Below are 21009 nucleotides of genomic sequence, written 5' to 3'. Positions count from 1 at the left end.
GACATCAACTTACGCCCCGGATGCGATTTAAGTGCGGTATTTGACGACTTTCGCTGGCGAGCCAACCGCGATTGCATAGTCAGGAATATCAGCAGTGACGACGGAATTTGCTCCGATTACGGCGCCTGTCCCTATTGTGACGTTCATCAGTATTTTGGCACCCGCGCCAATCCAGACGTCATCACCAATTTCAATAAAGCCGATTTCGGCCTTCTGAAGTCTGATCGGTACGTCTCTTCTCATACCGTGGCCGTGATCGATGATCTGGACATCCGAGCCGATCAGTACATCATTACCTATGGAGATACGGTTTTTCGCGGTGATGACATTGCGTCGGCCAATTACCGTATTGTTGCCGATGAAGACCTTCGGCTCCGGCATTGTCAGTTGAAAGAACGCTTCGTCCTGTATTGTGACGCCAGAGCCGACTTCGAGGACAGCGTGCTTCACCATGCGGAACTCTGCGCTGCGCTTTACCACGAGATCGTTACCGGCCGCTGTGAAGTAGCGAAAGCGCTTATAGGCGGTAGTGATCCGCTGGATTAGTCCGCCTCTGTTTCGATATGATGCCTTGTCGATCTTCATGCGGCAGCTCTACTACGAAATCCTTCCGCATGGGAAGTGGAAGCACCAGTCCATATCCAGAGGCTACCTGTGGACCCACCCGACACAGACCTCAATTAAAGCGACCGCGCGTGTCGAAATACGCCTGGGTCGAAATGGTGTAGAAGTTGAATGAGGTGGAAGAGGCGACATTGTAGATTTGACCGGCAGAATTGGTCCGAATATCCATTTCTCGTGAGAATGCCTGCGACACAGGGTTGTTGACGAAGTTCTGGCTAAACCCGGTTGCCGCGGACGGTAAGCTCGTCCCCAATGCTGGATCCCAATGGTTGATATTCGCGATCGCTCCGCCAGTGTTGGCTATTTGAGCCACGATGCGAGCCATTACCGGGAATGCTGGGGGCACTTTCAACGTTCTCAAGGCGGCGGATGTGGCAATCGTACTTACGTCAGTCGTCGGCACCTTGTATGCGAAGAAATCCCCATCTTGGACGAAACTCACCCATGCCCCGGATACCCGCAGGAGAGCTCCAATACGGCGCTTTCTGTCATAACTTCCAGGCATAGTGGGGGACGTTGCGCTTGCGGAAAGAAGCGAGTCGACAACACCTGTGTCCGACCGAGCGATGATATAGGGGTAGTACCATCCATCCGCGATTGCCCCGGTATCAAGCCAGCCATTGCCGGAGCCCACGGCCCATGCGACGTTTCCGACTTTGATCAACGTACTTGCAAGGCTCATGAGAACTGGGGTTGCACCATCGCTTGCTGCCGCGCCGGCTGCGATATCGATCGAGTTTGTTGGATCGCCGGCATTGTTCGAAAGAGTCAGCCCGTAGATGTGCCCAGCGGGTGCGGACGCCGCTACTGTCTTGAGCGTTGACGCCATCTTGTCGGTGGAGAACGCCGATCCGCTGCAGATGATGAATGCCGAATAGCCGTTCGGAATGACGAGCGATGCCGCCCCGTCGATCGTCTCCGACCCGTTGGGATCGATGGTCACGTTTGCGCCATCGGCAATGACGGTATAGTGCCAGTTCGCGCCCAAGGTCGCCGCGGCTGTCAAGGTGACGGTGGCGACTGCTGTGAAGCGATGGACAGCGTTGTCGTCGGACGCAAGCGCAGTGTAATCGCCCGACTTGGCCGCATAGAGCAAGGCTTTATCGAACGAGACGTCGACGCCATTCTGCGTGAAGCCGAGCACGCCGCCACCCTTCAGATAGAGGCCAGTCTGCGGGATCGAGGCGAAGCCGAGGCCCGGGGCGGACACAGTTCCGCCTGCGGCCTTCAGGGGTGCGACCATCGGCGCCGAGCCGTCGCGCGGCAGCGAATTGGTGATTTCGTTGCCGAGGTCGGTGGTCAGCGCGTTCCACGGCGCCGGGTCGATGACCTGGCCGACGAAGGGTGTCGTGCCGGCGGGTTTAGAATAGACGCCGGTTGATGGGTTTCTGGGCATTCACCTTCTCCGAAGAAAAGCCCCCGCGCATCGCGAGGCCATTGATGTGTGCTGCAAAATCTTAGGATTGTTTAGATGCGTTCCTACCAGAGGCCACTTTGCTGCCGAGCAAGTAGCGCGCGTACGAGCGCGGCCGATTTGCCAAAGTCGGCCGGCGGCCCGTTCTGTCCGCGGCGATCGTCCTTCGCGCCCCGCGGGTCAAGATCCGGCCTCGGCGTGGGAATGGGCATGGCCGGCGGCGAAGGGACGGCATGCGCGGTCGCTTTGGGCTGTGCCGCGATCGCCGCTTCAATCATGCTATCCGGATAAAGATCGCCCGATGTTCCCTGCTCTTGAGTGATGAGGGCGCGAAGAAACTTCTTTGCCATGACCGGGTCAGTCAAGCGAAGATCGTCGTCAGGGTCGATGCCCATCGATCGCGCGATGTTAGCGGCCGCTTCGAAAGCGCCGGGTGTCCAGCCGCCGTCTCCAGCGATGATCTGATTCGGCGTCAGCATGCCTTTTCGATACTTCCTCATGACCTGCCAGAAATTGTGCTCCATGCCAGCTTCCGGCGTGGCATAGACGACTTGTCGATCGCCCTGGTCGGTGTTCTCGGAAGGGCCGATGATCCCTGGTCTATGCTGGCCGGCGTATTTGAGATTGGTGGGATTGTTGTTGCGCATGCCTGCCGGCAACTCGGCGCGACGAGGGGGATCGGCCAGAATGGTCTTAAGCTCTGCCCCATCATTTGCGGACACGGCAGCACCACCACCGGCGACCGGCGCAGCGGGCTGCCCCCGACGATCTTCCGTCGTCACCTGTGGATCGCGATATCCCGGTCTCAGTGTCGGAATGGGACCGTTATCAGGCAGCGGAGCGAACGTATCGCCACCAGGCTGTTCGGGCGCCATTGGCTGGTCTTGACGATAATCCGTCGTCACCATCGGGTCGCGATAGGGTCTGGGCGTCGGAACGGGTATGTTGGCCGGCGGAGCGAAAGGATCGGCGTCAGGCGTGGCGATGAACGACGGATCGGCGCCTGCGGTCATGAACTGCGGCAGAAAGGCCTCTGCTCGCGCGCGCCGCTTGGCAGCCTCGCCCACCGGCTGATCGTAGCCTTTAAATTGCCAGGCTCTGTTCATCAGGCTCTGCGCCTCCTCGACCGATCTTGCGCTGTTCAGCCTGGTGATCAGCCGAGGGTCCTCCTGCAGGAAGAACTCGGCCTGCGTCTGCGGGCTGATTGCTCCTGGCTTTTCGCCTTTGGTGGCAGCAAAGTTGTAGAGCTTTTGCAGGCGGGTATCGCGCCACGACATGATGCCGCCGGAGGTGCCTTGCTTCCCGCTCTCACTCGGGTCGGACCAGGAGCTGTTGGCTCTCTTGGCCGAGAAGCTGCTTTCGGACTGGCCGGTCGAGGCGATAGCGGCCAGGGCATAGGGGTTCGAGACCTTGGTCTTCACCGTGCGCATGAAGCCGTCATAGACATTGCCGTCGACGGGTTGGGGGGCCGATGCCGCGGGGGCGCGGTACGCCGGTCTCGGCGTCGGAGCGGGCCCGTTATCAGGCAGCGGAGCGAACGGATTGTCACCAGGCTGAGCGGCCGGTGCCATCGGCTGTTCAGCGCGATCATCGGTCGTGATCATCGGGTCACGATAGGGTTTCTGCGTCGGGATGGGCACGTTGTCAGGCAGCGGACCGAAGACATCGTCGCCAGGCTGAGCGGCTGGCGCCATCGGCTGTCCGCGGCGATCGTCTGCCGCTGCCAACGGATCGAGATAGGGTCTTTGTGTCGGAACAGGCCCGTTGTCGGGCAGCGGCGCGAAGGGATAATAACCTGGATCGCCAGCCGGCGCCGCGCTACCGTCGCCGCTTGCCTGCTGCTCCTGCCGGCGGATCGCCAGTCCGCCCATGAGTGCCTGGACAAGACGCGCAGCCCCTTGCCAGGGGGATTGTACGGGACCCGACTCCATGCCCTGCTGCAGCATGGCGTAGGCCAGCCGCTTGCGCTGGTCGCTGATGTCGTCCTGTGTCTGGCCGGTATCGCCGCCTGATATGAATGACTTTAATGACATGAGCCCACTGCCCTTTCGTAATCGACGCGGTCGAAACCGTCTGCATGTTCGAACACTGCGTCGGGATGAATCTTGCGCACATCGTCGGATATCGGCCAATCTGGTCGGGCCGCCGTCCTTGTATCGGAAGGATAGACTGGCAGGCCGTTATCCAGCGTGCCAACGCGCCTATTGCTTCAGCTGCCGGTCCGGCGCACTGGTCCGCTGCCGAAGAGCAACGACAGGAAGCCGGGAGAGGTCGCCGCCGGGGTCGAAAGCGCAGCCGCCGGAGCGGCGGTCCCTGCTGCGCCAACCGCCTGCTGCTCCTGCCGCTGCTGGCGGATCGCCAAACCGCCGAGCCCGCCCTCGGCAAGCCGCGCGACCCCTTCCCACGGAGACTGGATCGGGCTCGTAGCCGTGCCCTGCTGCAGCATGGCGTAAGCCAGCCGCTTGCGCTGGTCGCTCAGGTCGCCCTGCGTCTTGCCGGTATTGCCGCCGAAGAGGAAGCCCATTACACCACCGCTTTTTCATAATCGACGCGATCGAACCCATCGGCATCTTCGAACACGGATTCCGGGTGAACCTCGCGCACTTCATCCGACATGAGGCCGATCTGCACCGGGCCGCCCTTCTTGTACCGGAAGGAATAGACCGGCAGGCCGTTATCAAGCGTGCCGACACACCTGATGTTCTCCTTCAACCGCCGGTCGGACCCCATCGCCCAGCCGCCAAGCAGCGACGAGCCAAGGCCGAACAGACCGCCCATCGCCGCATTCGACTTGGCTAGCTGCTGATTGTACTGGCCCATCTTCTGATTGTAGTTCTCGTTGATCAGCCCAGCCTGATCCACAGTGGGCAGTTGCGTCGTCGGTGTGTTGACATAGCTCGGCTGGTGGACCTGCGAGCCCGACATCAGCGCCGAAATCTCGTTCAGCGGCTGGTTTCGCTCGGTCAGGATCGAATTCTGGGCATTCGAATACATGTCGCCGAGATACTGGTCGGATGCGGCCTGCTTGTGCGTCGAAAAATCGCGCAGCGCATTGTCGTAGGCGGCCGAACCCATCGAGATGCCCTTGTCGGCGAGGCTCTGGTCGAGGCTCGCCTGATCGCGGTCCCACTGGTTGTTGAAGCCGGACTGCCAGTGATCGTTGACATATTTGTCGACATTGCCGGCGCTGAGATCGACATTGGTGCCGAGCACACCCGAAATCTTGCCGGTCTGGTCGTTGGCGAGCCTGGCAAGGCCGAGCTGCGTCTGCTGCGTCTGGTCGTAGATCGCCTGGTTCTCAGGCGAATAGGTCTGATAGGCCGAATAGGTCGGCAGCCGGTAGGTCTTGCCGTTCTGGTCGGTCATCGTCTGGTAGCCGCTGACCTTGTATTCCAGCGCGCCATCCGGCGTGTACTGGTTGGTGTGGCTGAGCCCCGCATTGGCGATCGCGGTGTCGACGTTGGTGGCCGTCTGCGCCGCTGCGGTCTGTGTCGGATCAGGCGCCTTTGGGGCCTTCGGCGTGGAGACCATAGGGAAAATCCTCTTTCATGATTGCGTAAAGCAGCGCGTCGCAGTCGCCGAAATAGGCCTGCTGGCGGCCTTCCAGGCGTGCGCCGAGCCTTGCCAGAACGTGCTGGGCTCCGGCATTGTCGGCGCGGGTCCTTGCGGTTGCGCGGCCGCAGCCGAGCTGATGCACGACATAGCGAAAGACCGATCGCATCAGCGTCAGCGTCAGCCGGTCGGCGGCAAGCGAGACCTCGACATCGTGCTCGGTCCAGACGTTGAAGACGAAGCCGGCGATGATCCGGCCGCGGTCGATATGGGCAAGCGTGGTGTAAGGCGGATGAAAGCTCACGCCGATCCTGTTGCCGACCCAGGTCGCGATCTCCTCGCGCGGTTCGGAGACGATCAAATCGGCGCGCCCTTTTCGTAAAGCACCGAGCCGCCGACGACGGCCGCTTCGGAGACGGAGCCTGATGAGCCCGAGATCAGCGCCCGGATCGTCGGCGCCAGGGCCGACCCGGCGCCGCCGGCGGAGGCGAATTTGCGGACGAGCGAAATGCCGGGGAATTTCGCGACACCCCAGACCGCCGTTCCCCACTTCGCCGCCGCATTGTTCTCGATCGAGGAGAGAAGGACTGTCGGAATCTTGGTCTGATAGTCCACCGAGATCCCGGCATACATCAGCGTCGACACCCCGATCTGCGCCGTCACCCCGATCAGCTTCGAGAGCTTGGTCGAGAGGCCGTCGCCATAGCGGCTCCAGGCGCCGACCATCAGCGCGTCGATCGCCACGCCGTTGTCATTGGCCCCGACTTCGGCCTCATAAACCGTGCCGTCGCCAGCCCCGAAGAACAGCCGGTCCTGCCATGTCGCCCAGCAGGAGGCCGGCATGCCGACGAAGCGGCACCAGGCCCCGGTTTCGGTGTTCATCACATATTGATAGGGGCCGAAGGAGGACGGCAGGTTGACGATCGCCATCTGCCGTGCCGGAAAACTTGAAAGCTGCCACTCCTCAGAGGTCGTGCCGGTCGCCGCAACGGTCTCGCGCCAGGTCGGGCCGATCTTGGCGGTGATCGCCCCGAGGCTGGTGGCGCCCCGGTCGAGCTGCACGGCCTTGGTGATCGGCACGATCCCATCCGTCGTCATGATGGCGAGATCGGCGCCGACCGACAGCAGGCATCGATCGGTGCCGAGCGGCCGGCCGAGCTTGAAGGTGCCGATCAGGCCCCAATTGGCAGCACTCGAAGGATCGGACCCTTGAAAGACGATCACTTCGCCTTCCGAGGAGATCAGCACCAGGCATTGCTGCAGGCCCGTCGAAACCGGGATGGTCCAGACATTGATCGCAATCAGCGTGCCGCCATATTTCATGTTGCCGCCGACCGGCAGCACCGTCGCCGTGCCGCTGACGGCGTCGGTGGCGAGATACCAGACATTGGTCGAGTTCTTTTCGATGAACTATGCGGCCGCTGCAACAATATCAAAGCTGCCACGACGGACAGGCTTTTGGCACGCAAGCAAACCTCAGGCGGCGGCTGCAAAAGTTAACCGCTTGAAGGTGCTGTTTTCCTGGTACTGCAGTTCCTGAACGATGGTGCGGCCGCCGGAGATGGGCTTCTTGCGGCCGCGGCTGTTCAGACGGGTGAGAAGACCGTTGTTCTTCGTCACGTCGTCGGCGACCGTGCCGCTGCGGTTGCGCAGCGTCGTGGTCACGATTTCAGAGAGATTGGGCGAGATGGGCATTGATCATTCCTTTGATCAGACTTGACCGCGCGAAAAACGCATGGCGTCGCGCAGCGAGTCTCGGATTGAGGTGGGCTGGCCTCTTGCCGCATCGCGGGTCGGGCCCGGCGCGGAAGAACCAGAGATGGATCGCGAGGCGCGGCGGGCTTGATCTGCCGCTGCTGCCCTCTGGGCTTGCTGTTCTCGGACGGGTGCCTGCGCAGTCTGACTGATCAACTGCCGGCGAATGTCCGGGCGCATCCAGCATGCGGCGTCGTAGGCGTCCTGAAGCGATGATGCCCGCCCTGCATTGATAAGGGCGATCATGTCGTCAAGCACGTCATCGGCGTGCGCGTTTGCCGGGTCGGAAAGGAAGGCATCGACTTGAGTTTCGGTGTCCCTTTTCCGCAGAACGTGTTCGACCGTCGCCTCGACATTGACGTGTCGCGGCTGCGGTCCTCCTTGCTGTAGTCCGGGCTGTGGTCCGACCTGCTGCGCGTTGCGCTGCAGGACCTGTTCCATCTGGCCATTGACCAGGGCGTGAAGATTGACCCCGGCCATCCTGGCGACATGAACGACGGTGTTGACGGGATCGTGGATGAGCGCCTTTTCCCAGTCGATCGCCCGGCGCATGACATCGGCATGGGTCATGCCGGCCTGGCGGATGAGCGGCGTGAACTCCTCGAGCCCCTTGTAATCCTGGAGGACGCGGAAGCCGTTATCGACCTCCTGTTCCCGCTTGGTAATGGCCGCCTGCACTTCTCCGGGAAGGGTCGCGAATTGCGTCTTGGCTTCCGCCGACCAGCCGGGCGGAACCCGGCTGCCGATGCCTGCCGGCTGTTCCCGGGTCTGCATCTGGGCCTGTGCCTGGGGTGTCTGCTGAGCGGCGTTTGCCGCGGGCGCCTGCCCTGCCCTCGCCGCTGCGGCTTGCTCCTGTCCCTTGGCCAGGAAGCGGCCGTTTTCCCCGTCGCGCGGCTGGCCGGCGATATCGCCCGGTCCATTGCCCTCGGCGGTGTCGATCGCCGCCTTCAGGCTGTCGCGGATGCTCACCGGCCTGTCATTCAGGGGCTTGTCGTCGAACGCGCCAAAATCTTCGCTGCCGTTGCCAGCCTCGTTCAAGTCTTCCATATCCATGTCGGAAACTTCCTTTGTCGGGGATTGATGCCCGTAAAACAAAAGGTTAGAGCGTTTTGTTCTAGGCGTTATATTCGGCGTGAACTCGCCGCAATTCGTTTCGGATCGCCTTTCGATCCGTCTTCGGCGTCTCGATCGGCTGCGGCTTTTCGTTGCCGATCTCGACCACGCCGGCCGCCCGGTAGGCGGAGCGCAGCTTTGCTTTCGAGGTGTAGTGCCTGCCGTCATGCATCGACTGGATATCGATGCTGTCGCTGACGAAATGCGGCGCCGGCAGATCGGACTGCGCCTCGCTCTTTACCGGCATGCAGTTGCGCGGCCACTCGTCGAGTTGGTGCCAGCCGCCGCAGACGCGGCAATAGCGTTCTCTCATCTTTCACTCCGTTCACTGATAGGCGGGCTGCTGCGCCTGCAACTGCTGCAGGGCCTGCGCCGCCGCCTCACCGCGCGCCTGCTCCACCACGGCGCGATGCTCGATCTCGGCCTGCGCCACCCCGAGCTCGGCTTTCCGCTGTTCCGCACCCGCCTTCACTTCAGCCGTTTTCAGCTTGATCATCTGTTCGGCCGGTGGCTCCGGCGGTTGCTTCGGCGCGGTTGCGGCCTCGGAGAGCTGGGCGCCGACCTGCTCCAGCGCGCTTTCGAGCTGGCGCCCGGCCCTGAAGCCGCGGGCGGCAAAGAGCAGCGTCTCGACCATGACAGGCACCAGCATCGGGTTCTGCTGCGCCATGGCGCCCGCCTGCTGCAGGAAACCGCCGATCATCTGCACGAATTCCATGCGGCGCTGCTTTTCGGCGTCCTCGTCGGGCTCGATGGTCGAATCCGTTTCGATATCGATCTGGAAGCCGCGAATGCTGTCATTACGCAGGAGCTGCACGACCTCGTCGATCGTCGGCTGCTGCATCATCTGCTCAAGCTGCGGCGGCATCTGCGGCGGCGGCGGTGCGGGTTGCCCCATCTGCTCGGCGCGCGCCGCTGCCTGCTGGGCGGCGATCTGCATCTGCTGCATCTGCATTTGGACCTGCTGCTTCTCGGCCATGCTCGGCAGCTTGATGCCGCTGACCAGCATCAGCGTTTCCGGCTGGAACTGGTCGCAGATGATTTCGCCGGCAAGGCGGATGATGTCGCGGGCGAAGCGGGCAAGCTCGGCCTGGCGGTCGCGGATGCGGATCGAGCCCCACTGGCTCTTGATCCGCTGCGCCGTCGCCGTCTCCGACGCCTGGGTGTCACCGCGGACGATGTCGGAGATGCCGGTGATCTGGTAGACGTCCTCGATCAGCTGCTTGCGGGCCTGGATGCAGGCGATGATGACCTTCTGCACCTCGTCGATCGGCAAAGTCACGATGGCTTTCGAGCCGCCCTTGTAGGTGAAGGCAGCCCATTCCGGGATCGGCACCATGACGGTATCGTTTTCCGGCCGCATCGCCTTCTCGATCGCCGGCGAGATCGCGCCGTCGCCGGAGGGATAGAACACTTTCAGCCGCAGCTGATCGGTCAGCTTGTTGACACGCTTCGTCAGCAGATCGATCTCGTCGCATTGCTGCTGATAATAGACATAGTCGGGAACCGGGATCAGCGAGCTGGTCGACATCGTGCCGTAGGCTGGGCGCGGGCAAGGCCAGAAATGCGTCAGATCAAGCGGCGGCTCCGACACTTCGAGCGCCACCGGCGCGCCATCGGCGATCCAGACGGTATAGTTTTCGCTCTTGCACCAGATCTCCCAGACATGGGTCTTGCCCTCGTTCTCGGCGCGCTCCGTCTGGTTGCTGCCCTTGTTGCTGCCGGCAGCTTGCGCCTGGAGCGATGTCATGGCGTCAGGGCCGAAGCGCTTCTCCATCTCCTCGTCGGTCATCGGCACGCGGCGCGCAACCCATGTCACATCCTTCCAGCGGCGGGCCGGCGAATGCAGGAAATCGGACCAGTGCACATAATCGATGCAGACACGCTCGTCGCTGATCACCTCGGGCGGGGCTGCGCCGTCATCGCCCATGCCGCCGCCGAGCAAACTGGCGGGAAAGCCGCTGGGCAGACCCTCGGAAAAGCCACCAATCGCCGGCGGGTCGGAAGGCTGGACGCCCATGTCGAGCGGCTCGAAATCGGCTTCATAACGCAGCCATACCGTGCCGCGGGCGCAGAGCAGGAAATCGTCGCGCACCGCCCGCATGATCGAATCGATATCGGCTTCGTCGCCCATATAGGCGAGGTTGCGTTCGACCAGCTCCGAGGCCATGCGCGCCACCGGCTGAGCATCCTTGAAGCGACGCTCGACGACGGGCTGCGGCACCCGGGCGTAGACCGCCGGCTGCAGCACCGAGGTGTTGGCCCAAAGCAGCGGAAACCTTCGCTTGGCCGCATTCGGTTGGTCGGACTGCTGGTCGAGATAAATCTTCTCGATCTTGACGCAGCGGTCATGCCAGGACCTGAAATAACGCTGGGCGCGCTCGAGCTCCTGCTGCCAGCGGGCGCCGACCTTTGCCAGGTCCCATTGCTGCCCGCCCGCCAAAGCCGTTGTTTCGTCTTCCATCAAACACGCTCGCTATATGCAGGGGTTGCTGCGACGAAGTCGTTGAACGTCGTCGTCTGTAACGTCGGCAGTCGCCTGGGTTCCGGCTTCAGCGGCTCTGGAGCGAGACCGGTGAAGATGATCGCCAGACCGCCGAAAGCGTCGGCACCGTGCGAGGCCCAGTTGTGCAGTGGCTCGTCGCGGAAGACGCTCAGATCCTCGTCCCAGTCCTTGCGGTAGTTCCGCAGGCATTTGATGCCCTGGATGCAGCCGGCCTGATCGAACTCGATCTTCGCCAGAATGCGCCTGGTGCCGTTGATCCGGTCATGGACATAGGCGCGCTCGATCTTGCGGACCGTGCCGAGATCGCGGGCCTTGACCTCTCGCAGCATGACTTCGATGCGGGTCATGCCGCCGCGCGTCCATTCCCTGACCTTGATGTCATGCGGCATGTTGTGGACGCCATAGACATAGCCGTGCTCGGCGCCGCGCCGCTCCAGCTCGTCGAGCATGCCGTCCATCCCGGTGCCGGTATGCTCGAAATAGCCGATCATCCGGACACGGCCGGGCAGCACCTGAAACAGCCAGACGCTGTTGGTATCGTCCATGCCGATGTCGGAGATGGTGTGGACGGGATAACCGTCGACATGCGGGAAGACCCCGATCCGCTCTTCGGCGTCGGCCACCGCCATCTGGTCGGCGTAATAGGCGCCCTCGACGCTCGCCTCGAACGCTTCGGCCGGCGTCGAGGGATATTCGCGCTTCATGTCGCCGAGCTGGGTTTCGGCCTTCTTGACGTACCAGGCCTTCTGCCCGTCAGTCAGCGTGATGCCCTGGTCGGCCAGGTTGCCGAAATATTTTGCGAAAGCATCGGTGATGATGACGCCTTGAGGCGCGATCGCATATTGCGGTTCCTTCCACCAGGGGAAGAAATGGAACTTGAAGTCCAGTTCGGTCAGCTCCAGTGCCTGGCGCTGCTTGACCTGGCCATCTTCGCAAAGCGTGTAGAAATGCCCTTCCTGGCCCTCCGCCGTGCTTTCGACGAAGACCAGCTGGCCGGCCTGCACCGTATTCAAAGCACCGGTGCGGACCTCCCTCGCCTTGTCGGGATATTTCGCGCAGAGCTTTCCATATTCGGAAATATGCAGATATTGCAGCGTTCCCGAGCGCAGCGAGGTGCCGACACGAATGCTCGAATTATTGCCGAGCAGCAGCTCGGTCTGGTTGGCCCTGACAACAGGCACGGCGTTGCGGATACGATCGGGCAGATTGTCATAGGGGTATTTGATCTTGTCCCTAAAGATCGTCTGCACGTCGCCCAGCGTATGGGCGATCGTGCCGGCGCGGATATCCCGGTTGAAGACGCAGGCATCGAGCATGAAGATCTGAATGAAGGTCGTGAGACCCAGCTGGCGGGCCTTCAGCAGCACGTTGAGATAATGCATCTCTTCGAAAAAGGTCATCTGCGTCCAGTTCATCTCGAACCTGACGCGTTTGCCCGATTTGTCGGTGATCCAATAGAGGTTGTTCAGACGCCAGCACCAGTCGGAAAACTGGTCAACCGCCGTTTGGAAGTCCGCGCGTCTTGCCATTGATATCTTCCAGCAACTGCGAAACCTCGCTCGCGACGACGCCACGGTCAGGCTCGACCTTGGAACCGTATTTCTTCGGCTTCAGCTTCTCGGCGACCCACTGACGGGTGGCGATGCGAAGCTGCGAACGCCTTATGGCCTCGCCATTCTCCTGCCAGCCGGTGGTCTCGCCGGCGGCGTTCTTCTTTTCGATCCAGTCGTCGGCGCGGTCATCGGCAATCTCGACCATCTCGTCGACGAAGCCATCCGCCTGGATCTCGCGCGCCAGGGCGTATTTGGCTCGAAACGCGGCCTTGTTCTCATCAGCGAGCCAGGAGAGCACACTCGACATCGCCGGCATCCCTTCATCCCGGCAGATCGACCGCAGGCTTTCCCTGTCGGCAATGCGCTCGCAAATCCTGTCGGCAACCGCCTGGGTGAACTTGATGGGTCTGCCCATGAGGCCCGCTTCTGAAGGCTTCTAGAACAGCGCGACGATGTTGGATGCCGTGGTCCCGGTCAGCGCCACGATGGCGGCGTGAACCGGCAGGATCGTCCCGGCCGGCACGTTTCTGAAGATGACCGGATCCACGTCCCGACGCGGCGCAATGGCAACATCGCCCGTCGTGCCGATATAAAGCGCGCGCGCACCGACAATGGCACTATCGTTCGGCGTCACCACTGCGGCCCTGGAGGCCGGAGCAATCGAAGGGTCCATTGCAGTTCTCCTTGTGAGAGGCGAGCGCTGCCCGGCTCGATCCCGATGTGATCGAAGATGAGAGGTCAGGCGGAAAGGGATGGGGGATCAATGATGATCTGGAAGCTGGCCGGACGGTGACAGACACACCGATCAGAGCGCGGCGCCGACTTGGTCGACATCACCTTCTGGATTCAAATTTCGCAGCTTGGATTTACGGTAGTCTTAACTGATTTGCCGGGGGGTGATCAACGGCTAATCGTGGGTCGCGCGTCAGTTTCGAATCAAAACTGCCCGACCAAGCGGGCGCCAGAAATACCATCCGCTCTCCGGCAAGTTTGGCAAAAAGCGCTCCCCACCCTCCGTCATCCTCGGCCTTGAGCCGAGGATCTATGCCCGCTGCTGTTGGAGGCCAAGGTGGATCCTCGGGACAAGCCCGAGGATGACGGAGCAAGGGGTGAGCTCAGTGGCAAATCCATGGTGGTGGCTCAGTGACACTGTTGGCTTGGTCTTCATGGCATTGGGCGGCCCGACTTGGGTCGACATCACCTCTGAATTCAAATCTCGCAGCTTGGATTTACGGTAGTCATAAATGATCCGCCAGGGGGTGATCAAGTGGTTTTGATTGAGGTTATTCGTCGGTTTGAAATCGCCCGATCGGCAGACCCCTGACCGCTTTTCGAGCCTACAGCTCCGGCGTACAATGAGCAGGCTGTTGAACAAACGGTGGAGAAGTTCAGTGAGAACCACGAGACTTTTTCTTTGCCTCGTCGCTTTTCTCAGCGCCACGCTCGCTGGAAACCCAGCTGATGCCGACGAATTGGTGCGGTTCGAAAGCGCGCCCGTCAAGCTCAGCCCGTTTCGAATCCGCAAGGCCAATGAACAGGGAGAGAGCCTCCCTCAGCCGCAAGGCACCCCCCTGCTGGGATATCTGTCCCACCCCCAAGGTGACGGTCCCTTCCCGGCGGTCGTCATGCTGCATGGGTGCGAGGGTATGCGTTTGAGCGTCAAAGACCTTTGGCCGAAGCGGCTGGTCTCATGGGGTTACGTCGTGCTCGTCGTCGATAGCTTCACCACCCGCAATATCAAGGACACGTGCCAAAGCACTCTGCCCGATCGCGTCTTCGACGCCTATGGCGCTTTGAATTTTTTATCGAAACAAAGCTTTGTCGATATCAGGCGCGTGGCCCTGATGGGCTTTTCAGCGGGCGGCACTGCGACGCTGGAGGGAACAAAAATCGAAGGCAACGAACAGCTGATGGACCAAAAATTCCGGGCAGCGGTTGCCTATTATCCCCTCTGCGCGGCAACTCAGGGCGATGCCACGGTGCCGATTCTGATCTTGACCGGCGAACGAGACAATTGGAGCCCGGCTGACCGATGCCGGAAGAGGCTTGCCGGTCTGAGCGACGATAGCCCGCCCATCGAGCTCAATATCTACAAGGGGACCTACCACGATTTTGATGCCCCGGAGTTTAAGGTGGGACGGAGGGTGTTTGGCCATATCGAAAAATACAATACAGACGCCGCCGAAAAGTCCATCCGCAGCGTTCACGCATTCCTTCAGAAGTACCTCTCGAACTAACGCGCGAACTCGATGCGTGCCGTCTGTCTGATGCCGGCCCGCCGCCCGTGTCGTCCGCGAAGATGTCATCACGCGCGGCGGCGGCCTGCTGGTTGTGCGCCCGTTCGTCCCGATATCAGATGGTGCTCGGCCGCGCGGAGGTGGTGGATTGGCTGGCGGAAGACATAAACTCTTCGGCGGTCGGCAGTTTTCCCTGTGGGGTCAGGTCGTCGACGGCCTTGGGAAGATCGCGGCTCAGCCGATCCAGAATCTGCTGATGTGAAAGGCCGGTATTCGAAGCAATCTCGTTCAGAACGTCCGGGCCCAGTGCTTCGGCGAGTTGGCCGTCATTGATGTCGGCATTCTGGCCCGGTTGTACCCATGAGTCGATCTTGTCACCGTGTCCGTTCTGCTGAAACGTCTTCAGCAGATCGCCCAGACCGCCGCTGACGATGCCGCCGGAGGTCAGCCCGCCGAGCAGGCCGCCGAGACCGCCCGAACCACCCAGTCCGCCAAGGATGCCCCCAAGCCCACCCGGCTGCTGGTTTCCCGCGCCAGACTGCTGAGGGTTCTGGATGCCCCGCAGCAGCTCCCCGATCTTGTCCCTGTTCTGGTAGCCGGCAACGGCAAGGACGGCGAGAAGCGCCTTCAATTGACCGCTCATCATGATGAATCCTCCAATGGTGCTTCAACGATGCAGGCGGCCCAAAGCAGCGCGCTGCATGGGCAGCAATGTTCGGATTGCTCAAAGGTTCCGCGCCGGCTGCATTCGGTCGACGATCGCGAAGGCCGGCCGACTTATTGCTCACGCCGCGGCTCAGATTTCCGGGCAGCCTCGCTGGTTGGCGAAGGTCATTCGCTCCGGTCCCCGGCGCGTCATCCCCTGGACAACGATGCTGCGGGGAGACATGCGTATGATCTGCGCCCTGCGAAGTCCTTCGCTGCGTGCGATGTCGAGAGCATCGTCCGGATCGCAGCCTCGCCGTCCGCGCCGGTCATATCGATCATATCGGTCATATCGGTCATATCGGTCAGGGTCGCGATCACGATCGTAGACGCCCAGTCCGCCGGGGCCGACACGCAACTCCAAGTCCTGCGCCGCGGCGATCGTCGGCGCGATTGTCAGCCCGCTTATCGCGGCCAGGCCGACCAGGACAAACTGAAGAGATTGATGCATAACTTCCTCCCACGGTGCTATCACCATTGGAGTAGCAACATCGGCATGCGCGTTTTGTTCCTCATGGCACGAGGGCGTTGGATCATTCCGTAAGAACAGCCGAACGCGCCGCCACCTGAGCGGCGTTGCGACCGGGCGTCGATCAAACAGATTAGTGTTGACTCATCAATTAGCATACGCTATTGGTTTCTTCATGACCGAAGCCGTTTCCATCACCGCCGTCATGCGCGCGCTTGCCGATCCCACACGGCGGGCCGTGTTTGAGCAGATCGTCAACGCCGATGAAATCACCGTCGTCGAACTGACGCGGGCAAGCAGCGTCACGCAGGGCGCCATTTCGCAGCACCTCAAAGCCCTGAAACAGGCGGGCCTCGTCACTGAGCGCCCCGAAGGGCGGAAGGTCTATTACCGCGCCGAGCCGGAAGGCCTGGAGCCGCTTGTCGACTGGATGAGCCATTACGGCGTCTTCTGGCGCGAACGTTTTGCCAATCTCAGAACATTGCTGAAGGAAATCGATCCATGAACGACGCCGAATTGAAGCCCGACACGCAGGAGATCGTGGTCGACGAGGTTTTCCCGCATCGGCCGGAGACGCTCTGGAAAACGCTGACCACGGCCAATCTGATGGGCCGCTGGCTGATGATGCCGGCGGGCTTCGAGCCGGTGGAAGGCAAACGCTTCACCTACCAGACGACGCCCGCCGGCGCCTGGGACGGCACCATTCACTGCCAGGTGCTGGAGGTGAAGCCGAACAAGCGTCTCTCCTATGCCTGGAAAGGCGGGCATGAGGGAAACGCCGGCTACGGCTCCCCGCTCGACACTGTCGTCACCTTCATCCTGTCCGAGGTCGAAGCCGGCACGCGGCTTCGCCTCATCCATTCCGGCTTCATCCTGCCCAGGAATGAAACGGCCTTCCAGAAGATGGGCGAAGGCTGGAAGAAGGTCGTGAAGAACATCGGCGCCATCAGCGACGCAAAGAATTGAAACGACCGAACGCGGTCGCCAGTACAGCATTTCATCAGGAGACAGACATGAGCAAGCCTTACACCGGCGGATGCGCCTGCGGTGCGATCCACTATGAAATTTCAGCCGAGCCGATTGCGATGAACGACTGCCAATGCCGCGACTGTCAGGCTTCAAGCGGCACCGGGCACGGATCCTATCTGACTTTCCCGAGCCGGCAGGCGGTGAAGCTGGAAGGCCAGGCGACGCATTGGCAAATGGTCGCCGACAACGGCAACGTCAAGACGCGCGGCTTCTGCCCCGCCTGCGGCGCACCCGTCTACATGACCTTCTCCTACATGCCTGACTTTTTCACCATCCACGCCGCAAGCCTCGACGAGCCCGGCCGATACCAGCCGCAGATGGTGACCTACACCGCGCGCGGCCTTGCCTGGGACAGGGTCGATCCGGCGGCGCAGACATTCGAAGGAATGCCGCCGCTGTGACGCTCCTGCATAAATTCGGTGCAGTCGCCCGTAGATCGTCATGCGGGCGATTGTCTCACCAATGAACATGATCCGGCGCATGGTGAAAAGGCGCCGCGCAGCAGCACGGCGCCGGTGCAACAGGCGAGTGTCATGCGGCGATGGAGGGATAGTCGGTATAACCTTCGGCGCCGCCGCCATAGATGGTCGCCGGGTTCACCTCTGCCAGCGGAGCAGCGGTCTTCAGTCTCTCGACGAGATCAGGATTGGCGATGAATGGCCGGCCGAACGAGAAGAGATCCGCCGCGCCCTCCGTCAATCGCAACGTTGCGCGGTCGAGGTCGTAGCCGTTATTGGCGATGTAGGTGTTTGCGAACTTGGCCCTGAGCTCGGCGTAGTCAAAGGCAGCAGCCTCATTCGGCCCGCCGCGCCCAGCTTCGACGACATGGAGATAGGCAATCCCCATCTGGCCAAGCTTCTCGGCGATATAGTTGAATTGCGCCTGCGGATCACTCGAGGTGATGCTGTTGACCGGCGAAATCCGCACCCCCGTGCGCTCCGCGCCGACCTCGGCAGCCACGGCGGCAGCGACTTCCAATATCATCCGGGCGCGATGTTCGACCGAGCCGCCATAGGCGTCGGTGCGGCTGTTGGAGCCGTCCTTGGCAAACTGTTCCAGCAGATAACCGTTGGCGCCATGGACTTCGACGCCATCGAAGCCCGCGGCAATCGCGTTGGCGGCCGCGCGGCGGAAATCGGCGATGATCGTCTGGATCTCATCCAGTTTGAGCGCGCGAGGTTCGGAGACGTCGACGAAGGCATTGTTCACGAAGACCTTGGTCTCGGCCTTGATGGCCGATGGCGCGACCGGCGCCTGCGCATTCGGCTGCAGATCGACATGCGAAATACGACCGACATGCCAGAGCTGCAGGAAGATATGTCCGCCTTTGGCATGCACCGCGTCGGTGACTTTCCGCCAGCCGTCGATCTGGGCTTGCGTATAAATTCCCGGTGTATCCTGGTAGCCCTGCCCTTCCTGCGAAATCTGCGCGCCCTCCGAGATGATCAGGCCGGCTGTCGCCCGCTGGGCATAATATGTCGCGGCGATATTGCCCGGCACGAAGCCGGCGCCGGCTCTGTTGCGGGTCAAGGGCGCCATCACGATCCGGTTCGCCAGCGTCAGCTTGCCGAGTTTGTAGGGTTCAAAAATTGCGTTGTCCGTCATTGCGTTTCTTTCGTCTGATTTCATGGATCTCTGTCAGGTCTCGGAGTTTCGCGCCGAAACCCGGCACAGGCCGGCCTTGCGACACAGCCTGTGTTGGTGCAGCGCGTTTCTTCGGGGAGCGCTAGGAGGCGGCGCGATAACGCTCTGCAGGCTCAGCCTGCGAAAAGCCCGGGATCATCGCCTGGCGCGCGCCCTGATAGGCATCCCATTGGGCGGCATCGTGCAGCGGCGGGATGGTGATGGGCTCGCGCTTGTCGAAGCCTGCCAGGGCGGCGTCCACGAGTTCGCCCACTTCCATCACGCCGGAGAGCGTGTTGACGTCGATGCCGGAAAGCTCCCAGATCTCCGTGCGCGTTGCCGCCGGCAGGACCGCCTGGACGTAGACGCCTTTGGGACCGAGTTCGAGGCTGAGCCCCTGGGAAAGAAAGGTCACGAAGGCCTTTGTGGCGCCGTAGACCGTCATTCCGAATTCCGGGACGAGCCCGACGACCGAGGAGACGTTGACGATGGCGCCCGAGCCCGCTTCGACGAAGCGTGGCGCAACGGCGCTGGAAAGGCGGGCAACGGCCGTCGCGTTGAGCGCGATCAGCTGGGCGATATCATTGACGGGCTGATTGACGAACGTGCCTTCGAGGCTGGTACCGGCATTGTTGACGAGAATTCCGATCCGATGGTCGTCGCGCAGACGGCTTTCCACCGCAGCAAGCTCATCGGATTTGGTGACATCGGCCTGCAGGATGTCGATCGTTACGCCGGTTTCTTCGCGAAGTCGTGCCGAGAGAGCCTCCAGCCTTGCCTTATTGCGCGCAACCAGTACGAGATTGTGCCCACGACGGGCGAAACGGTCTGCATATGTCGCTCCAATGCCCGAGGAGGCGCCGGTGATGAGGACGGTGGGAGTGTCAGTCATTGTCTTGTTCTCTTTCGAATGAGCGTTATGATAATTATGATGACGATCCTAATTACTGATTTAAAGTGATGGCTATCATAAAAAAGTCAATGGCAGAGAGGGAGAAATCTCAACATGAAAATCAGCCGTGAGCAGATGGCCGAAAACCGCCAAAGGATCCTGGAAGTCGCAAGCCGGCTGTTTCGGGAGAGAGGATTCGAGGCCGTCGGCGTTGCCGAGGTGATGAAGGCTGCGGGCCTGACGCATGGCAGCTTCTACGGTCATTTCAGCTCGAAGGACGAGTTGATCGTCCAGGCGCTGGCGCATGCGCTTGGCCAGCGCAATGGCGCGTCACTGCCGCTTGGCGACTACATGGAGGAGTATCTGTCGCCGCGCCATCGCGACAACAGGGCCGGTGGCTGCCCGATTTCCGGACTTGCCGCCGACACGCTGCGCCAGACCCCTGAGGCCCGTGCGGCGGTGACGGAGGGTGTGCGGGCGCAGATCGACTGGATGAGCGAGAAGGTCGAAGGGCCGGACGCCGACCGCCGACGCCGGGCAATCGCCAACTGGTCGGCGATGGTCGGAGCAACGATCCTCGCTCGCGTCATAGTCGATCCTGCCCTGTCGAAGGAAATATTGACGGAGACGCTGGCCTGGATCGATGACGGAGCCGACCGACCTGCTTCGGCACCGGCAAAAGCCGAATGAGGAAATGCGACGGCCAGCGGCCGCGTCGCGCCGCAGCTGTCATACCATCGCCGGATCCAAGAGGAGCGAATCCGAAAGGTCGCGACGCGTTTTAGTCTCGATCGTAGCTCGGCCGCCAGCCGCGGGTCATGCCGCCGCCCATGGCGCCTTCTGCCAAATATCAACTGCAGCGCAAATGGCGGACGTCCTCCAGCAGCGTGCCGATTGCGGCCCGCATATCGCCCCCGCATATCGCCATTGTGATAGGCGAACACCTCGGCAAGCTCATTTTCGACCGGCGGTGACGATGTTTCGGCTTCCATGGCGGCGCTCAGGGGAAGATGCCGGCCATTTTGAGCTTGCCGCAGAAGCTCGCTATGGCTTTCGCGACGCCCTCACCGCAGGGAAACTTGAACGGTCGCGTGGCTTCCTGGGTCAGAATCGGCTCGCCGGTTGCGGCGTCGCGGCCGGTCACATGCATCGTCAGCAGGATACCGCAGGCCTCGCCGGCGGCCTCGTCGATCGCCATCTGGACATCGCCCAGATAGGCATCGCTGGGGATGTCGATCACGAAGGCCGTGAAAAATCGCACACCGCGGCTCCCCGCCACCGCCTTGGCCAGGCTTGCATGCACCTCGGAGACCCCAATCTCCTTCTCCGGCGGCCACATCACATCACTTGCAGGCCAGGCATCATCTTCCACGGCTTCGCCGATCGGCTGCTCACGCATATCCGCTCTCCATATCTTCGGTTTTCAGATGGCGGCCGCCGCGCCGATGTTCTTATTATGTTCTGATAACGAAGAGAGTCAAGACGGGTATTTTGCTGTGAGCAACCTTTCAGTGCAACCGCCGGAGCGTGCGGCATGATC

The 21009-nt window shown here is 61.6% G+C and carries 22 protein-coding genes and 4 pseudogenes; 5 read left to right on the top strand and 21 right to left on the bottom strand.

What is annotated here, in order from left to right:
• Window positions 1-27 precede the first annotated feature (27 nt).
• The 15 genes and pseudogenes from ACIPSK_RS19555 to ACIPSK_RS19485 form a co-directional block, all read right to left on the bottom strand.
• Window positions 28-585, bottom strand: a complete 558-nt coding sequence (locus ACIPSK_RS19555) for an acyltransferase (RefSeq protein WP_162119082.1) — start codon at window positions 583-585, stop codon at window positions 28-30.
• Window positions 586-676: 91 nt separating this feature from the next.
• Window positions 677-2020 carry a hypothetical protein gene (locus ACIPSK_RS19550; protein ID WP_246709919.1) on the bottom strand — a complete coding sequence of 448 codons (1344 nt, stop codon included), beginning with the start codon at window positions 2018-2020 and terminating at the stop codon, window positions 677-679.
• Between the two features lie 83 nt (window positions 2021-2103).
• A complete protein-coding gene (locus ACIPSK_RS19545; RefSeq protein ID WP_162119081.1) occupies window positions 2104-4071 on the bottom strand; it encodes a phage tail tip lysozyme in 1968 nt (655 codons plus the stop codon).
• Window positions 4062-4241 (bottom strand): annotated as a pseudogene (locus ACIPSK_RS19540) (tail fiber domain-containing protein); the annotation flags it as partial. The pseudogene ACIPSK_RS19540 and the gene ACIPSK_RS19545, both read right to left, overlap by 10 nt.
• Before the next feature lie 6 nt (window positions 4242-4247).
• Entirely contained in the window at window positions 4248-4562 is a 315-nt protein-coding gene (locus tag ACIPSK_RS19535; RefSeq protein WP_162119080.1) for a hypothetical protein, read from the bottom strand.
• A complete protein-coding gene (locus ACIPSK_RS19530; protein WP_446532959.1) occupies window positions 4562-5569 on the bottom strand; it encodes a tail fiber domain-containing protein in 1008 nt (335 codons plus the stop codon). The genes ACIPSK_RS19535 and ACIPSK_RS19530 overlap by 1 nt, the downstream gene beginning before the upstream one ends.
• A complete protein-coding gene (locus tag ACIPSK_RS19525; RefSeq protein WP_162119078.1) occupies window positions 5535-5951 on the bottom strand; it encodes a GNAT family N-acetyltransferase in 417 nt (138 codons plus the stop codon). The genes ACIPSK_RS19530 and ACIPSK_RS19525 overlap by 35 nt, the downstream gene beginning before the upstream one ends.
• A pseudogene (locus tag ACIPSK_RS19520) lies at window positions 5948-7000 on the bottom strand (hypothetical protein); the annotation flags it as partial. The gene ACIPSK_RS19525 and the pseudogene ACIPSK_RS19520, both read right to left, overlap by 4 nt.
• A 90-nt stretch (window positions 7001-7090) precedes the next feature.
• Window positions 7091-7285 (bottom strand): annotated as a pseudogene (locus tag ACIPSK_RS19515) (phage major capsid protein); the annotation flags it as partial.
• Window positions 7286-7300: 15 nt separating this feature from the next.
• The gene (locus ACIPSK_RS19510; RefSeq protein ID WP_162119077.1) at window positions 7301-8398 is read right to left on the bottom strand and encodes a hypothetical protein; all 1098 of its coding nucleotides are present in this window, start codon (window positions 8396-8398) and stop codon (window positions 7301-7303) included.
• Window positions 8399-8459: 61 nt separating this feature from the next.
• On the bottom strand, window positions 8460-8771 hold the full coding sequence (locus ACIPSK_RS19505; protein WP_162119076.1) for a hypothetical protein: 312 nt from the start codon (window positions 8769-8771) through the stop codon (window positions 8460-8462).
• A 12-nt stretch (window positions 8772-8783) separates the two neighbouring features.
• Complete coding sequence (locus ACIPSK_RS19500; protein ID WP_162119075.1) at window positions 8784-10919, bottom strand: hypothetical protein; 2136 nt, start codon at window positions 10917-10919, stop codon at window positions 8784-8786.
• Complete coding sequence (locus ACIPSK_RS19495; protein WP_162119074.1) at window positions 10919-12490, bottom strand: terminase; 1572 nt, start codon at window positions 12488-12490, stop codon at window positions 10919-10921. Before ACIPSK_RS19495 ends, ACIPSK_RS19500 begins: the two co-directional genes overlap by 1 nt.
• On the bottom strand, window positions 12456-12929 hold the full coding sequence (locus ACIPSK_RS19490) for a terminase small subunit-like protein (protein ID WP_162119073.1): 474 nt from the start codon (window positions 12927-12929) through the stop codon (window positions 12456-12458). The genes ACIPSK_RS19495 and ACIPSK_RS19490 overlap by 35 nt, the downstream gene beginning before the upstream one ends.
• 21 nt (window positions 12930-12950) lie before the next feature.
• Window positions 12951-13187, bottom strand: a complete 237-nt coding sequence (locus ACIPSK_RS19485) for a spike base protein, RCAP_Rcc01079 family (protein ID WP_162119072.1) — start codon at window positions 13185-13187, stop codon at window positions 12951-12953.
• Window positions 13188-13869: 682 nt separating this feature from the next.
• Here ACIPSK_RS19485 and ACIPSK_RS19480 point away from each other — a divergent pair.
• Complete coding sequence (locus tag ACIPSK_RS19480) at window positions 13870-14751, top strand: dienelactone hydrolase family protein (RefSeq protein WP_162119071.1); 882 nt, start codon at window positions 13870-13872, stop codon at window positions 14749-14751.
• A 115-nt stretch (window positions 14752-14866) separates the two neighbouring features.
• Here the strand turns inward: ACIPSK_RS19480 and ACIPSK_RS19475 are convergent, their stop codons facing one another.
• Together ACIPSK_RS19475 and ACIPSK_RS19470 are read right to left on the bottom strand one after the other, a co-directional pair.
• Window positions 14867-15397: a YidB family protein gene (locus ACIPSK_RS19475; RefSeq protein WP_130699779.1), complete on the bottom strand. Its 531-nt coding sequence runs from the start codon at window positions 15395-15397 to the stop codon at window positions 14867-14869.
• A 150-nt stretch (window positions 15398-15547) separates the two neighbouring features.
• The gene (locus ACIPSK_RS19470; protein ID WP_162119070.1) at window positions 15548-15907 is read right to left on the bottom strand and encodes a hypothetical protein; all 360 of its coding nucleotides are present in this window, start codon (window positions 15905-15907) and stop codon (window positions 15548-15550) included.
• A 193-nt stretch (window positions 15908-16100) separates the two neighbouring features.
• On the opposite strand from ACIPSK_RS19470, the gene ACIPSK_RS19465 reads away from it, so the two are divergent.
• The 3 genes from ACIPSK_RS19465 to ACIPSK_RS19455 are packed head-to-tail and all read left to right on the top strand — an operon-like array spanning window position 16101 to window position 17355.
• Window positions 16101-16430 (top strand): ArsR/SmtB family transcription factor, encoded by a 330-nt coding sequence (locus tag ACIPSK_RS19465; RefSeq protein WP_162119069.1) that lies wholly within the window; start codon window positions 16101-16103, stop codon window positions 16428-16430.
• Window positions 16427-16891, top strand: a complete 465-nt coding sequence (locus ACIPSK_RS19460) for an SRPBCC family protein (protein WP_017963368.1) — start codon at window positions 16427-16429, stop codon at window positions 16889-16891. Before ACIPSK_RS19465 ends, ACIPSK_RS19460 begins: the two co-directional genes overlap by 4 nt.
• A gap of 47 nt (window positions 16892-16938) precedes the next feature.
• Window positions 16939-17355, top strand: a complete 417-nt coding sequence (locus ACIPSK_RS19455; RefSeq protein WP_162119068.1) for a GFA family protein — start codon at window positions 16939-16941, stop codon at window positions 17353-17355.
• A gap of 130 nt (window positions 17356-17485) precedes the next feature.
• On the opposite strand, the gene ACIPSK_RS19450 is transcribed toward ACIPSK_RS19455, so the two are convergent.
• Window positions 17486-18559 carry an alkene reductase gene (locus ACIPSK_RS19450; protein WP_162119067.1) on the bottom strand — a complete coding sequence of 358 codons (1074 nt, stop codon included), beginning with the start codon at window positions 18557-18559 and terminating at the stop codon, window positions 17486-17488.
• A gap of 121 nt (window positions 18560-18680) precedes the next feature.
• On the bottom strand, window positions 18681-19469 hold the full coding sequence (locus tag ACIPSK_RS19445; RefSeq protein WP_162119066.1) for an SDR family NAD(P)-dependent oxidoreductase: 789 nt from the start codon (window positions 19467-19469) through the stop codon (window positions 18681-18683).
• A 114-nt stretch (window positions 19470-19583) separates the two neighbouring features.
• Here ACIPSK_RS19445 and ACIPSK_RS19440 point away from each other — a divergent pair, with 114 nt between their 5' ends.
• Complete coding sequence (locus ACIPSK_RS19440; protein ID WP_162119065.1) at window positions 19584-20159, top strand: TetR/AcrR family transcriptional regulator; 576 nt, start codon at window positions 19584-19586, stop codon at window positions 20157-20159.
• A 91-nt stretch (window positions 20160-20250) separates the two neighbouring features.
• Here the strand turns inward: ACIPSK_RS19440 and ACIPSK_RS19435 are convergent.
• Together ACIPSK_RS19435 and ACIPSK_RS19430 are read right to left on the bottom strand one after the other, a co-directional pair.
• Window positions 20251-20461, bottom strand: a pseudogene (locus ACIPSK_RS19435) (hypothetical protein).
• Window positions 20462-20469: 8 nt separating this feature from the next.
• Complete coding sequence (locus tag ACIPSK_RS19430; protein WP_162119064.1) at window positions 20470-20868, bottom strand: hypothetical protein; 399 nt, start codon at window positions 20866-20868, stop codon at window positions 20470-20472.
• Between the last annotated feature and the right edge of the window lie 141 nt (window positions 20869-21009).

It is taken from the genome of Rhizobium sp. LARHSG275, assembly GCF_052871115.1.
The sequence above is the reverse complement of the archived record's forward strand: the minus strand, read 5'-3'. Positions and strand labels throughout refer to the sequence as shown.